This window comes from Streptomyces sp. NPDC002276 (genome assembly GCF_053891435.1).
In genome coordinates, this window is sequence record NZ_JBSFCQ010000030.1 from 18921 (window position 1) to 32800 (window position 13880).

A 13880-nucleotide genomic window follows, 5' to 3' on the forward strand; every position below is an offset into this window, starting at 1 on the left:
GCACCGTCGTTGCCGCACACCGAGGCGAAGAGAGGGCGAGAACCATGAGGTTGAGCCCGGGGGGCCGCCGCTACATTGCGTTCATGGACCAGAACACACAGCCCAAGTCCTACGACCGTGAGGCGCGCGGACTCCGGCTGGTGCCCGTGCTGCTCGGTCTGACCCTGGTCAGCGGACTGATCGACGCGGCGAGCTATCTGGGCCTCGGCCATGTCTTCACCGCGAACATGACCGGCAACGTGGTGGTCCTCGGCTTCGCCGCCGCCGGGGCACCGGGCTTCTCGGTGTCGCGCACCCTCACCTCCCTGGGCGCCTTCCTGGTGGGCGCGGCGGTCGGCGGCCGGATCGCGGTACGGATGGACACCGGCTCGCGCCGGACCTGGGCCCGGGTGAGTCTGGGCGCGGAGGCGCTGCTCGTGGGCGTGGCCGCGGTGATCGCCTGCGTGGCACCGGGCGACAGCGCCACCACGCACCCCCTGATCGCCCTCACCGCCTTCGCGATGGGGCTGCGCAACGCGGCCGTCCGCAAGCTCAAGGTCACCAGCTTCTCGACCACCACGGTCCTGACGATGACCCTGACCGGCCTGGTCGCCGACACGGTCGCGGGCGAGGGCTGGGGCCCCGGCGCCTTCCGCCGGCTCGCGGCGGCCGTCTCGATGGCCGCCGGCGCGTTCGTCGGCGCGTGGCTGGTCCTGCACCACGATCTGCGCTACCCGCTCCTCCTCGCGGCCCTGGTCGCCGGAGTGTTCGCCACGATCGCTTCTGGACGGGAGTAGCCCAAACCCCGGCCAAGAAGGCAGAATTCGTGCGTCTGAGTCCCACGATCAAGAGGATCGATCACACATGATCACGCTCACGAAGGAAGACGGTCCGGCGGATCTGGACGGAGTGACCCATCTGGAGATCGGGGCGTCCTGGGACCCCACTGTCGGCAGCAGCGGCGGCATCATCGGGAAGCTGCGGCAGAAGCAGGGCACGGACCTCGATCTCATCGCCATCGCGATGCAGGGCGCCGAGCCGGTGCGGCTCGCCGGGCTCGACTCCCTGGACCCGCTGGGCAACGGCTCGCTGCTGCACAGCGGTGACAACCAGACCGGCAAGGGCGACGGCGACGACGAGACGGTGACCGTCGACCTCACCAAGATCCCGGCCGCCATCACGTCGATCGTCTTCGTCGCCGCGGCCTACAAGAAGGGCAGTTCCTTCCAGAAGGCACGGAACATCGCCTTCAAGGTGTACGACGCGAGCGGCGGCAGCACCCAGCAGGTCGCCGAGATCTGGCCCAACCTGCTCAGCGCCGACAACGGCTGCGCGGTCGCCAAGGCGGTCCGGGAAGGCGGCAGTTGGAAGCTCCAGGTCATCAACGAGACCGGGAAGATCAAGCAGGGGGACGAGCGGGAACTCATGAAGTTCGCCATACGGAAGTAAGCACAGAGGTAAGCACAGAAGTAAGCACAGCGGTGATCGAGGACGGGCCGGCGGCGCCGGGATGCCGCCGGCCCGAGCTGTGTGCGTATCCTCAACCGGCGGTCACCCGAAGCTCCTTGACGCCGTTGATCCAGGCGGAGCGCAGCCGGCGCGGGTCGCCGGTCAGGGTCAGGTCGGGCATCGCGTCCGCGATCGCGTTGAAGATCAGGTCGATTTCGAGGACCGCGAGGGACTTGCCGAGGCAGTAGTGCGGACCTCCGCCGCCGAAGCCGAGGTGCGGGTTCGGGTCGCGCATGACGTCGAACTCGTCCGGGTTCTCGAAGACTTCGGGATCGTGGTTGGCGGAGGCGTAGAAGATGCCGACGCGGTCGCCCTTCTTGATGAGTTTGCCGCCGAGTTCGGTGTCCTGGGTCGCCGTCCGCTGGAACGCGTTGACCGGGGTGGCCCAGCGGACGATCTCCTCGGCGGCGGTCGACGGACGTTCGCGCTTGTACAGCTCCCACTGCTCGGGGTGGGTGAGGAACGCGTGCATGCCGTGGGTGATGGCGTTGCGGGTCGTCTCGTTCCCGGCGACCGACAGCATGAGCACGAAGAAGCCGAACTCGTCGGAGTTCAGGTTGCCCTCGTCCTCGGCGGCGACCAGGGTGCTGACGATGTCGTGGGCCGGGCACTGCTTGCGCTCGGCGGCCATTCCCATGGCGTACGCGATGAGTTCGGCGGCGGACTCGGCGCCGACCTGCTCCGTGATCGCGTACTCGGGATCGTCGTAGGCGATCATCTTGTTGGACCACTCGAAGATCTTGACGCGGTCGTCCTGCGGGATGCCGATGAGTTCGGCGATGGCCTGGAGGGGCAGTTCGCAGGCGACCTCGGTGACGAAGTCGAAGGGGCCGGAGTGGGCGCGGGCGCCCGCCACGATGGACTGGGCCCGGTCGCGCAGGCGTTCCTCCAGGGCGCGGATCGCCCGTGGGGTGAAGCCGCGTTGGACGATCTGGCGGACGCGGGTGTGTTCGGGCGGGTCCATGTTGAGCAGGATCAGCCGCTGGGCGTCGATCGAACCGCGCTCCATGTGCTCGTTGAAGCGGATGATCGCCGTGTTGAGGGTCGAGGAGTAGATCTCCGGGTGGGTGGAGACGTAACGGACGTCGGCGTGCCGGGTGACGGCCCAGTAGCCCTCGTCCTGGAACCCCGCGATGTTGGCGCGCTGCGGGATCCAGCGGACCGGTTCGGCCGCGCGCAGTTCGGCGAACTCCGGCAGGGGCACGCGGTGGTGGAGCAGATCGGGGTCGGTGAAGTCGAACCCTTCGGGCAACGCTGGACAGGGCATCGGCGCAACTCCCGTCATCTGACGGTCCATCAGGAACCCGGCTGCCGTGAAGGTAATAACGGGTTCTACAAGTAGCAAGAGGCACGGCAAGCCGAATTCCCTGCACGACCCTTGCGGTTGTGGACGGCCTGTCAGCAGACTGCACACAGAACTAGAACGCGTACTAGTTCTGCGTGGCGGGTGGCCGGGACGCCCGCGCCGCGCGGTGGACGAGGAGAGGACGTGTCCCATGGCCGCGGAACCCGTCATCGTGGAAGCCGTACGCACCCCCATCGGCAAGCGCGGCGGCGCGCTCGCCAACCTGCATCCCGCCTACCTGCTGGGCGAGACCTACCGTGAACTCCTCGGCCGCACCGGCATTCACGCCGACTGCGTCGAACAGATCGTCGGCGGCACGGTGACCCACGCCGGCGAGCAGTCCATGAACCCCGCGCGCACGGCCTGGCTGACCATGGGCCTGCCCTACGAGACGGCGGCTACGACCGTCGACTGTCAGTGCGGGTCCTCGCAGCAGGCCTCGCACATGACCGCCAACCTGATCGCGGCGGGCGTCATCGACATCGGGATCAGCTGCGGTGTCGAGGCGATGTCGCGGGTGCCGCTGGGCTCGGGATCGAAGCACGGGCCGGGAAAGCCGTTCCCCGACGAGTGGAACGTCGACCTGCCCAACCAGTTCGAGGCCGCCGAACGCATCGCCCGCAACCGGAAGTTGACCCGCGAGAACGTCGACTCGCTCGGCCTGATCTCGCAGGAGCGGGCGGCGATCGCCTGGTCCGAGGAACGCTTCAAGAAGGAGACGTTCGCCGTCCAGGTACCGACGACGGAGGACGAACAGCGCGCGGGCCTCGGCATGTGGCGGCTCGTCGACCGGGACGAGGGCCTGCGCGACACCTCCATGGAGGCACTGGCGCGACTGAAGCCGGTCATGCCCACCGCGGTCCACACGGCGGGCAACTCCTCGCAGATCAGCGACGGCGCCTCGGCGATCATGTGGGCGTCGAAACGGATGGCCAGGGCGCTCAAACTCCGCCCCCGCGCCCGGATCGTCGCCCAGGCCCTGGTGGGCGCCGACCCGCACTACCACCTCGACGGCCCGATCGACGCGACGCGAGCCGTGCTCGGCAAAGCGGGCATGACCCTCAAGGACATCGACATCGTCGAGATCAACGAGGCTTTCGCGTCAGTGGTGTTGAGCTGGGCCCAGGTCTTCGGTCAGGACCTGGAGAAGGTCAACGTGAACGGCGGCGCGATCGCGCTGGGCCATCCGGTCGGGGCGACCGGCGCCCGCCTCATCACCAGCGCGCTGCACGAACTGGAGCGCGCCGACAAGGAGTTCGCGCTGATCACGATGTGCGCGGGCGGAGCGCTGGCGACCGGCACGATCATTCAGCGGCTGTAACCGGCCCGTCGGCGGGCGTCAGTTGCTCCACCGCGCAGGCGCGGAAGGCCGCGAGCAGTCGGCGGTCCTCCTCGCCCGCGCGCACGGCCAGGACCACCGGGACGAGGTCCGCGCCCTCCAGCGGGACCGTGGTCAGATCGTGCCGCAGGCCCTTCTGGATGGCGCCCGCCGGAACGAGCGCGACCGCCTCACCCGCGGCGATGACTTCGAGCTTGTCCTCCAGACTCCCGACCAGCGGACCGTCCGGCGCGGGCCGTCCGTCCGGGCGGGGGTCGATGCGCCAGACCGCGTTGAGTTCCGGGTCCGGGAGTCGGGGAACGGGCTCGTCCGCGATGTCGTCAAGGGTGACGTACTCCTTCCCGGCGAGCCGATGGCCGACCGGCATCAGCAGCACCCGGGGCTCGGTGTAGAGGACCGTCACGCTCAACCCCTCGGCGGAGAAGGGGAGTCGGCCCACCACCACGTCAACCCGGTGCTCCAGCAGGGCGGACGACACCTCGCCCCACCCGAGAAAGCAGTGCCGCACCTCGGCGTCCGGGCAGCGCCCGCGCAGGGCGCGCACGGCCGGGGTGACGATGAGTCCGGTCATGTACCCGATGACGACCCGGCTCGGCGTCCCGGCCGCCCGTGCCACGGCGGTCGCCTCCGCCGCCGACCGCAGCAGCGCCAGGGCCCGGGGCAGGAACGCCGCTCCCGCCACGGTGAGTTGAGTGCCCTGCGTGGTCCGGTCGAAGAGCCGCACCCCCAACTCGCCCTCCAGGCGCCGGACATGACGACTCAGGGACGGCTGCGCGAGATGCAGCACGGCCGCCGCCCGGCCGAAGTGCAGCTCCTCGGCGACGACGGTGAAACAGCGCACCAGGCGCAGGTCCAGGTCGGTCATACGCCGACTGTACGACCGCACGAGCCGTGCTGAACGCGATGGTCTATTGATCTACACGGCAGGGATGCCCTTTCCGTTCTGGTCGAACCAGAGCTCGCCCACCGGATTTCCATCGACGTCGTAGTCGAAAACCTTGCGACCATACGGAAAGCTGCGATCGGGTGTTCGTCCGGCGTCGGTGACGATCTCCTCGACCGTCGGGCGGCCGAGCGAGTCGTACTGCACGACGCGAGCTGTCGCCTCGCCGAGATAGCGCATGGTTTTGGTCGCGCGCACACCGGTCTTGAGGTCGTAGGCGTAATACCACACGTCATCGCGGACGGCCCACCCGCCCGACCCGTCCGGGGAATACATCTTGTTCGCGACGACCCGGCCCCGGTTGTCGTACTCGAACTCCTTGTAGTGAGCCAGCGCGCCATTGTTGTAGACATCGACGCGCGAAACAACGCCGGAATTCCATTTGATGTTGTAGCTCATGCCGAGTGAGGCCTTCTGCGAGGTGGGCCCGACACCGGCGGGCTGCCCCAGGTTGGAGATGTTGAGCCCCTTGTACCAACGGGAACCGCTGTAATCACCGTCCACACCACGGATCTTGTCCACCATGCTCTTCACGTTCTGCGCGTAGAGCTTCCGCTTGGTGAAGTCGAGCCTGTGCAGATGAGCGATGCGATCTGGAACATCACCCACCAATGACTGAACGACCACGGGAAGGATGTAGCCCTCCCGTCTGCCCGCCACCATGCGGGAGAAAGCCTGCTCGAACTCGACCTCGCGCACATAAAACGAATCCAGGGCGGCCGGTGACAGCGCGAAACAGAAGAACCGACTGTCCCTGATCCCTTGCTCGACGGTCTTGTGAACCGAATCACCGACCGTGATCTCGATGGTGTCGAGCCAGACATCCAGGCCATGATCTTCAAGGTCTGCCGCCAGCCGATTGACGAATGTCGCATTGCGCCTGGAATAGGAAATGAAAAGATCGTGCACTGCTCGACAGCTCCTCTACCCATGCGGGCGCGCCCTGTCCGTTCCGCGGGTTCCCGGCCGAGAGTCTACCCAGGGCCATCTGCTGATACCGGAGATGAATCACGTCTTCCGGAACCGGTCTTGGACGGGCCGGGCACGGCGGGCGCAAGCTGGAAGCACACCACTTCCCGACCCACCTGGGGTGATTTCGTCATGCGTGTTTTCGTCACCGGCGCGACCGGATTCGTGGGCGGCGCGGTCGTCCGCGAACTGCTCGACTCGGGACACCAGGTCCTCGGCCTGGCCCGCTCCGACACCTCGGCGGAACGACTCGCCGCGACCGGGGCCGCGGTCCACCGGGGTTCCCTGGAGGACCTGGACGCGCTCCGCGCGGGCGCGTCCGCCGCCGACGGTGTGATCCACACCGGTTTCGTCCACGACTTCTCGAACTACGGCCCCTGCGTCGCAACGGACTTGAGCGCGATCGAGACCCTGGTCGAAACGCTCGCGGGCACGGACCGCCCCCTGGTCATCAGCTCCGTGATGAGTCACGGCCGCACCGAGGACGAGATACCCGACCTCGCCACCCACCCCGAACTGCCCCGCCTGGCAGCTGAGTTGACGACCCTGACCGCGGCGGACCGGGGCGTGCGCGCGTCGGCGGTACGGCTGCCGCAGGTGCACGGCGAGGGCGACCACGCCTTCGTCCCCGCCCTCATCGACATCGCCCGCGCCAAGGGCGTCTCGGCCTACGTCGGCGCCGGCACCAACCTCTGGGCCGCCGTCCACCGCGAGGACGCCGCGCGGCTGTACCGGCTGGCGTTGGAGAACGCTCCCGCGGGCTCGGTCCTGCACGCGGTCGACGACGAGGGCATACCCGTACGGGAGATCGCCGAAGTCATCGGCAAGCGGCTGGACATACCGGTGACGAGCGTGCCGGCCGAGGAGGCCGGAACCCACTTCGGCTGGCTGGGCCACTTCGTCGCGTCCGACCTCACGGGCACCAGCACGCTCACGCGGAAGCGGTTCGGCTGGACACCGACCCGGATGGGACTCCTGGCCGACCTGGACCACGACTACTACTTCGACCAACCGTCGTAGACGGCCGCCCCCCGAACCGGGGCCGTCAGCCCCCGAGTTCGGCGGTGTCGTCGGCGGGAGGGGCCTTGACGGTCACCTTCTGGTTGATGTCGAGGAAGGTGACGGTCAGGTCGAGCGTGCCGCCGTCGGCGTCGTTCCGCGTGGGATAGGTCCTGCCCCGCACCCGGAACTGCTTGGGGTGGTCGTCGCCGTCGACCCACAGGTCCATGGTCATGGTGCCGTCGACCTGAAGGACCACGAACTGGTCGAGGCTGTCGGTCCGGCGCTGCCGGGCCGCCTTGCCCTTGGCCGCGCTCTGGGCGTCACGCAGGCCGCGCTCGGTGACCGTTCCCCGATAGTGCGTGGCCTTCGTGCCGTCGACCGTCTCGGCGCCGATCCTCCGCACGTCCTGGGAACCCACCATGACCGTGGACTGCACGACCGGGCTCACCTCCATCGGACCGGGCAGCATGCCGTAGGTCTGGTTGTCCGCCCCGCCACGCCCCCACACGGCAGGCTCGGCCTTGAACCAGTGCTTGCCGCCCAACTTCGACGTGTCGACGCCACTCCCGCCGACGTAGATCGCCTTGTCGACGAACCGGATGTCCAACTCCCCGGGCCTACTGGCGCCGGCCACGGTCATCACCATGGTCATGACCGCAGTCTTCTTCGCCATCGACGCCTCGGCCCTCAGCCGCCCCTTCTCGGGCACGGTCCCGCTCACCCGGTAGTGGAGCGAGGTGATGTCCTCGGCCTTGTCCACCGCCTTGGCCACAGCCGCCGAGGGCGACAGCCCGGCGGCCGAGTCCTCCTTCACGGAACGGTCCCCACAGCCGACCACTCCCCCACCGATCAGCAAGACGGCGAACACCAAGCCAGCCACTCCCCGCGACCCGGCCACAGGCACCGAACCCCCCACAACTCCCCCTGGAATCAGACGTGTTCACACCATTCAAGAACACGATCCTATTCAGGGACGGCAGAATGGGGCGGGTGACCAGCTGGACGCGCTTACAGGACAGGCGGTTCAACGGATACCTGGCGGTCAGGCTTCCGCACGAACTGGACGCCGAGGTGGACGCTTTCGTCATCGCGTACATGAGCCGTCCGGAGCCGCTCGACCTGGGTCGGCGGGCCGCAGGCGTACTGAGCGCCTACGGCCAGCGCATGGCGTCCGTGGCGGTCAGGACCCGGTCCCCCGAAGCACTGCGGCGCGGACTCGTCGCCACAGCCCTGGCCGAGGCGCATCTTGAGGACCCGCGCAACAACCTGTACGGGCTCGCCGCGCTCCATGACAGCGCCTGCCTGATCGGCACCCCGTTCTCCGGTCTCATCACCGAGGTGTCCCGCTTCCTCCCGCCGTCCGGCCTGGCGGCACTGCGCGATTTCGACGGACGCCAGGACCGCGACAAGTCCATCGAAGCCATGGGGATCAGACGGACCGGCGAGGGCGAGACCTTCCTCTACCGGTAGACCGCGGGCTCCAACTCCGCCCCGATCTCCACCGGTTTCTTCGACAACCGCGCCCGCGGCCCCTGGAAGAGATACGACAGCCCGAATCCCGCCGCGACGACCGCCGCGCCACCGGCCGCGTCCAGGACCCAGTGGTTGCCGGTCGCCACGATCGCCGAGACGGTGAAGAAGGGATGGAGCAGGCCCAAGGCCTTCATCCACCACTTCGGCGCGATGATCGCGATCACGACACCGCACCACAGGGACCAGCCGAAGTGCAGCGAGGGCATCGCCGCGTACTGGTTGGTGAGGGCGGTGAGGGTGCCGTAGTCCGGCTTGGAGAAGTCCTGGACGCCGTGGACCGTGTCGATGATGCCGAGGCCCGGCAGCAGGCGCGGCGGAGCCAGGGGGTAGAGCCAGAAGCCGACCAGGGCGAGGAGGGTGGCGAAGCCGAGGGAGGAGCGGGCCCAGCGGTAGTCGACCGGGCGGCGCCAGTACAGGACGGCCATCACGCTCAGCGGGACCACGAAGTGGAAGGACTCGTAGTAGAAGTTGAAGAACTCCCGCAGGAAGTCGACCTTCACGACCCAGTGGTTGACCGCGTGCTCGATGTCGATGTGCAGGAACTGCTCGATCGACAGGATCTGGTGGCCGTGGTGTTCCGCCGTGGCCCGGCCGCCCGCGTTGGTGCCGCCCGTCGCCGCGAGGCGGACCTGCTGGTAGGCGGCGTAGGTGACGCGGATGAGGAGGAGTTCGAGGAGGAGGTTCGGGCGGGTCAGGACGCGGCGCAGCTGGGGGATCAGCGGGACGTGCTTCCAGCGCGTCGGGACCGGCTCGGCGTACTCCGTGGGGATCGGCCGCCGGTAGTGCTCCGACGTACGCGGCAGGAACGGCACGACGGTGGCCGCGGCGAGCGCCATGAGCAGGACGACGTTGTCACGCAACGGATAGACGGCCGCCATGTTCGGCAGCATCATCTTCGCGGGCAGCGTGACGACGAGGACCACCGCCACCGGCCACACATACCGGTCCGAGGCCCGCTTGCCGACCCGGCCCACCACCGCGAGCAGCACCCACAGCAGCTGGTGCTGCCAGGTCGTCGGCGACACGGCGATCGCCGCGCAGCCGGTGACCGCGACCGCGAGCAGCAGCTGCCCGTCGCGCGCGTAGCGCACGGCCCGGCGCAGGCCCAGGTACGCGACGACCGCGCCGAGCGCCAGGAAGACACCGATCTCCAGCGGCCCGGTCAGGTCGAGCCGCAGCAGCGCCCCGTGCAGCGACTGGTTGCCGAGATCGTCCGCCTTGCCCCCGAGGCCGACCCCGGCCATGTGATGCACCCAGTAGGTGTACGAGTCGTGCGGCATCGCCGCCCAGGCGATCACCACGCTCGCGGCGAACGTCAGCGCGGAGGTCACGGCGGCCCGGCGCCGGTCGGTGAACCACAGCAGCGGAGCGAACAGCAGCACGGTCGGCTGGAGCGCGGCGGCCAGCCCGATCAGCACGCCACTGGCCCGCTCGCCGCGCACCGTGAAACAGGCGAGCAGCACAAGGAGAACCGGGATGATGCTGGTCTGACCGAGCCAGAGCGTGTTGCGCACCGGCAGCGACAGCATCAGCAGACTGATCGCGACGGGCGCGGCGAGCAGCGAGGCGCGGCGGGTGACGGGCTGCGGCAGAGCGCGGGACACGACCAGCCCGAGCGCGACGACGAGCAGCAGCGTCCCGAAGGTCCACCCCCAGCCGAGGGCCTGCTCGGCCGCCCGGGTGAGCGGCTTCAGAACGAGCCCGGCGAAGGGGGTGCCGGTGAACTGCGTCGAGTCGTACAGCGAGCCCTTCACATGCAGCACGCCGTTCGTCCCGACCCAGGTCTCCAGGTCCGTCAGCCGCTCCCCCTGCGGGGTGCTGAGGACCACGGCCACCTGCCGTACGGCCAGGACGGCGGCCACCAGCCACAGGACCAGTCGCGCAGCGCGCAGCCGTGCCCTGGCCGTACCACTGGCCGTCGACCCGAAAGCTCCCACGGCTCCCGCCGGTCGCCCGCTGTGCTCCACGTTCGCCACGCCTCGTAGGCCTCCCGCCCCGCTCGTCCCACGCGTCACACGCGTGGCTGTTCCCTCTGCGAACCCTATGAGGTTCGCACCCCCTGCGGGAGGGACGCAGGCAACCCCCTCTTCACCTGACGGCCGCCCTCCTTTTGTCCGGATGACGATAGTCGGCCCCAGGTTGCCTGGGCACAGCAAATATCCACGCATCCGTAGAGTGAGTGATTGCACACGAACGGGTCGCAACAATTCTCACCGGATTCACGATCACCGGATTCACGAAAGGCACCGGCACATGAGCGAGTCGCAGCTGTGGAACGACGTCGACGACTATCTGATCGGCCACCTCTCCCCACACGACGAGGTTCTGGAGGCGACCCTGCGCGACAGCGACTCCGCCGGCCTCCCGCAGATCGCGGTGTCCGCCGCCGCGGGCAAGCTGCTGCACCTCCTCGCCCGCATCCAGGGCGCCACCCGCGTCCTGGAGATCGGCACCCTGGGCGGCTACAGCACGATCCAGCTGGCCCGCGCACTACCTGCCGACGGCCGCCTGATCACCCTGGAGTACAGCCCGAAGCACGCCGAGGTCGCGGGCCGCAACATCGCCCGCGCGGGCCTCGACAAGCAGGTCGAGATCCGAGTGGGCCCGGCCCTCGACTCACTGGCCGCACTCGCCGACGAGAACACGGCCCCCTTCGACCTCGTCTTCATCGACGCCGACAAGGCCAACAACCCGAACTACGTGGAATGGGCCCTCAAGCTCACCCGCCCCGGCAGCCTGATCATCGTCGACAACGTGGTCCGCGGCGGCCGGGTCGCCGACCCGGCCAACACGGACCCCGACGTCCTGGGCACCCGCGCGGCGATCGAACTGATCGGCTCACACCCGCGCCTGTCGGGCACGGCGATCCAGACGGTGGGCGAGAAGGGCTACGACGGCTTCGCGCTGGCCAGGGTCGTCGACTGAGAGTTGCCCGCCCGCGTGCCTCAACTCTCGTGATAGAAGCCGACGTTGACGCTGCGCGGCCCGGTGCGGTCCTTGATGACGATCTCGCCGCTGCCACCACGGGGCAACGGGACGCTCCCGCCGTAGCCGACGGTCTGGGCGTACTCCCCGACGATCAGCCGTACTTCGGACGACGGGTCCGGCTGGGAACCGCGGAGCCAGCTCACCTGCCAGATGCCCTCGGGTCCGCACAGGAACTCCAGATGGACCCGTGAGATGAACAGCCAGTCGTCCGGTGTCACCAGCCGGCACACCGACTCGTCGCGGCCCACCCGCAGCACCGCGCCCGGGTCGCTGGGCGCCTCGGCCATCAGCATGCCGGCCGTGGCGCCCTCGTCCGTCCCGGAGACCGAGGCCATGGTGAGTTCGAGCACGTGCGCTTCCCCCTTGAGGTGTCCTTACACAGCCGCCGCATGATAAATCCCCCGGCCGCGCCACGTCCGGCACAATGGAGTCATGACCGAGCGAAAGCCACCGGGTGTGTCCTTCGAGTCCTGGGTCGACAAGCAGGTCCGGGACGCCGAACAAGCCGGCGAGTTCGCCCAACTCCCGGGCGCGGGCAAGCCGTTGCCCTCCGGTTCCGACACGACGTACGACGAACTGTGGTGGATCAAGCAGAAGATGGCCCGCGAGGGCATCTCCGTGCTCCCGCCGACGCTGGCACTGCGCAAGGAGGCCGAGGACGCCCTGGCTGCGGCGTACTCGGCCTCTTCGGAGCGGATCGCACGGCAGATCATCACCGAAGTCAACGTGAAGATCCGCGACATGATGTTCAGGCCGCCGCCCGGCCCTCCGCTGGGGATGAAGCCGTACGACGTGGAAGAGATCGCACGGGAGTGGCGGAAGCGCCGAACGGTCGACGGACCCGATGGACCCGGCGGGTCAGATGTGTAGCAGCCGCTCCGTCAGCTCGCGGTAGTCCCGCAGGGCGAGCCGGAGTTGCTCGGTGTCGTTGTCGCCCGAGCCCGCGGACTCCCACGAGCTGTGCAGGCTGTCCCGACGCTTGGTGACGGCCTCCGCGAGCCGTCCGGCGACGTCCTCCAGCACGTGGGCGGCCTCCTCCACGGCGGCGCGGGGCTCATCGACGAACCCGGTCACCGCGTGCTGCAACCGCAGGTTGAACTTGTCACTCTCGTCATGCGGCAGCAGACTCCCGTTCCCGGCGCCCACCCCGCCCCCGCCGTGCCGCTTGTCGGCGACGACGGGCGCGGGCGGGGGCTCGGGCGCGTGCACGGGTGCGGCCTTGTCGGCCTGGTGGTCGGTGTACTGGTCGGTCTGGCGGTCGGTTTGCCGGTCCGCCTGGCGATCGGTCTGACGCGGGATCGGGGTCACGGCCGTGGCCTCGCGCCGGTCGCCGACCTTGGTCAGATCCCGCCGATCGGTACCGGTACCCGTACCAATGTCCGTGCCGCCGGTGTCCGTACGCACACCCTTGCGCTCGTCACTCTCGTCACTCTCGACGCTCTCGTCGCTCTTGTCACTCTCGTCGCCGTTGGGTCGTGTCACATCGGTCATGCGGCTCAACTTCCCTTCACTGCTTGCCTGTTGAATGAGCCGAACGTGTGGCGTCCGGTACGCCCACGACTGCTACCGGTGCCGTTGCCGTTGCCGCTGTCGTCGCTCATCAGGTCGTCGAAGAGGGCGCGGGCTTCGAGCATGGCCTCGCGCATCTCCTCGGTGCCGGCCTGGCTCTCCGGCGTGCCGTTCGTGCGCGACTGGACGACGCGGTGCACCCGCCGGTAGCCGTGGACGTGGTTCGCGTGGTGCACGGACAGCGCGTCGAACTGCTTCTCGTACTCCTCGACGTCGGGGAAGCCCCGGGCCCCGGCCACCTCACCGAGCAACTGGTCGACGTCGGTCACGGCCTGGCGGGGCGAGTCGACGAAGAGCTCCTGGGCGGCGGCCCAACGGGCCTGGTACTGCTCACGGGCCGCAGGCTCCAACGGCTGCTCCCGCAGCGAACCGTGCTGCTGGACGCGTTCGCCGAGCTCCCGCTCGGCGGCCTTCGTGTCGCCGTCGTGCCGGGCCACGGTCCGGTCGTACTCGGGCCCGAAGCGCCGCTTCAGACCCGAGCCACCGAACCCGCCTCGGGCACGCGGTGCCAGGGCCGCCGCGGCAGCGACCACGCCGACCAAGATCACGATCAAAACGATGATCACGCCTGTGGACATGAGTGCCTTCCGGATTCTCGGCCAACCGGCTCTCGTAGTCGGTCGGTTCCCGTACCGGGTTGCCGCAAAGGCCCCCTTCAAACGACGGCCACGACATGTCCGTCACCAGAGCGACACCCAATATCC

Annotated in this window: 15 protein-coding genes; 7 read left to right on the plus strand and 8 right to left on the minus strand. The window is 68.8% G+C overall.

The window, feature by feature from the left end; genetic code table 11:
- Positions 1–83: 83 nt before the first annotated feature.
- Complete coding sequence (locus ACWIHT_RS43495) at positions 84–776, plus strand: YoaK family protein (protein ID WP_456174164.1); 693 nt, start codon at positions 84–86, stop codon at positions 774–776.
- A 67-nt stretch (positions 777–843) separates the two neighbouring features.
- Positions 844–1428 carry a TerD family protein gene (locus ACWIHT_RS43500; protein ID WP_456174165.1) on the plus strand — a complete coding sequence of 195 codons (585 nt, stop codon included), beginning with the start codon at positions 844–846 and terminating at the stop codon, positions 1426–1428.
- A 91-nt stretch (positions 1429–1519) separates the two neighbouring features.
- Here ACWIHT_RS43500 and ACWIHT_RS43505 read toward each other — a convergent pair whose 3' ends face one another.
- Positions 1520–2755: a cytochrome P450 gene (locus ACWIHT_RS43505; protein ID WP_456174166.1), complete on the minus strand. Its 1236-nt coding sequence runs from the start codon at positions 2753–2755 to the stop codon at positions 1520–1522.
- A gap of 229 nt (positions 2756–2984) precedes the next feature.
- Between ACWIHT_RS43505 and ACWIHT_RS43510 the strand changes: the two genes are divergently transcribed.
- A complete protein-coding gene (locus tag ACWIHT_RS43510; protein ID WP_456174167.1) occupies positions 2985–4154 on the plus strand; it encodes a steroid 3-ketoacyl-CoA thiolase in 1170 nt (389 codons plus the stop codon).
- On the opposite strand, the gene ACWIHT_RS43515 is transcribed toward ACWIHT_RS43510, so the two are convergent.
- Positions 4138–5037, minus strand: a complete 900-nt coding sequence (locus ACWIHT_RS43515) for a LysR family transcriptional regulator (protein ID WP_456174168.1) — start codon at positions 5035–5037, stop codon at positions 4138–4140. The two genes, ACWIHT_RS43510 and ACWIHT_RS43515, sit on opposite strands and share 17 nt — an antisense overlap.
- Positions 5038–5088: 51 nt before the next feature.
- Positions 5089–6024, minus strand: coding sequence for a toll/interleukin-1 receptor domain-containing protein (locus ACWIHT_RS43520; protein ID WP_456174169.1), 936 nt, complete (start codon positions 6022–6024; stop codon positions 5089–5091).
- 192 nt (positions 6025–6216) lie between these two features.
- Here ACWIHT_RS43520 and ACWIHT_RS43525 point away from each other — a divergent pair, with 192 nt between their 5' ends.
- Positions 6217–7104 (plus strand): SDR family oxidoreductase, encoded by an 888-nt coding sequence (locus ACWIHT_RS43525; protein ID WP_456174170.1) that lies wholly within the window; start codon positions 6217–6219, stop codon positions 7102–7104.
- Positions 7105–7129: 25 nt separating this feature from the next.
- Here ACWIHT_RS43525 and ACWIHT_RS43530 read toward each other — a convergent pair whose 3' ends face one another.
- Positions 7130–7954 (minus strand): hypothetical protein, encoded by an 825-nt coding sequence (locus ACWIHT_RS43530; RefSeq protein WP_456174216.1) that lies wholly within the window; start codon positions 7952–7954, stop codon positions 7130–7132.
- Positions 7955–8076: 122 nt separating this feature from the next.
- Here ACWIHT_RS43530 and ACWIHT_RS43535 point away from each other — a divergent pair, with 122 nt between their 5' ends.
- Positions 8077–8556 carry a hypothetical protein gene (locus ACWIHT_RS43535; protein WP_456174171.1) on the plus strand — a complete coding sequence of 160 codons (480 nt, stop codon included), beginning with the start codon at positions 8077–8079 and terminating at the stop codon, positions 8554–8556.
- On the opposite strand, the gene ACWIHT_RS43540 is transcribed toward ACWIHT_RS43535, so the two are convergent.
- Complete coding sequence (locus ACWIHT_RS43540) at positions 8547–10595, minus strand: bifunctional glycosyltransferase 87/phosphatase PAP2 family protein (protein WP_456174172.1); 2049 nt, start codon at positions 10593–10595, stop codon at positions 8547–8549. The two genes, ACWIHT_RS43535 and ACWIHT_RS43540, sit on opposite strands and share 10 nt — an antisense overlap.
- Before the next feature lie 277 nt (positions 10596–10872).
- Between ACWIHT_RS43540 and ACWIHT_RS43545 the strand changes: the two genes are divergently transcribed.
- On the plus strand, positions 10873–11544 hold the full coding sequence (locus ACWIHT_RS43545) for an O-methyltransferase (RefSeq protein ID WP_456174173.1): 672 nt from the start codon (positions 10873–10875) through the stop codon (positions 11542–11544).
- 20 nt (positions 11545–11564) lie between these two features.
- On the opposite strand, the gene ACWIHT_RS43550 is transcribed toward ACWIHT_RS43545, so the two are convergent.
- A complete protein-coding gene (locus ACWIHT_RS43550; protein ID WP_450515082.1) occupies positions 11565–11957 on the minus strand; it encodes a hypothetical protein in 393 nt (130 codons plus the stop codon).
- An 82-nt stretch (positions 11958–12039) separates the two neighbouring features.
- On the opposite strand from ACWIHT_RS43550, the gene ACWIHT_RS43555 reads away from it, so the two are divergent.
- On the plus strand, positions 12040–12477 hold the full coding sequence (locus ACWIHT_RS43555) for a DnaJ family domain-containing protein (protein WP_456174174.1): 438 nt from the start codon (positions 12040–12042) through the stop codon (positions 12475–12477).
- Here the strand turns inward: ACWIHT_RS43555 and ACWIHT_RS43560 are convergent.
- Both ACWIHT_RS43560 and ACWIHT_RS43565 read right to left on the minus strand, forming a co-directional pair.
- Positions 12466–13098: a hypothetical protein gene (locus tag ACWIHT_RS43560; RefSeq protein WP_456174175.1), complete on the minus strand. Its 633-nt coding sequence runs from the start codon at positions 13096–13098 to the stop codon at positions 12466–12468. The genes ACWIHT_RS43555 and ACWIHT_RS43560 overlap by 12 nt on opposite strands.
- A gap of 5 nt (positions 13099–13103) precedes the next feature.
- A complete protein-coding gene (locus tag ACWIHT_RS43565; protein WP_456174176.1) occupies positions 13104–13754 on the minus strand; it encodes a hypothetical protein in 651 nt (216 codons plus the stop codon).
- Positions 13755–13880: the final 126 nt, after the last annotated feature.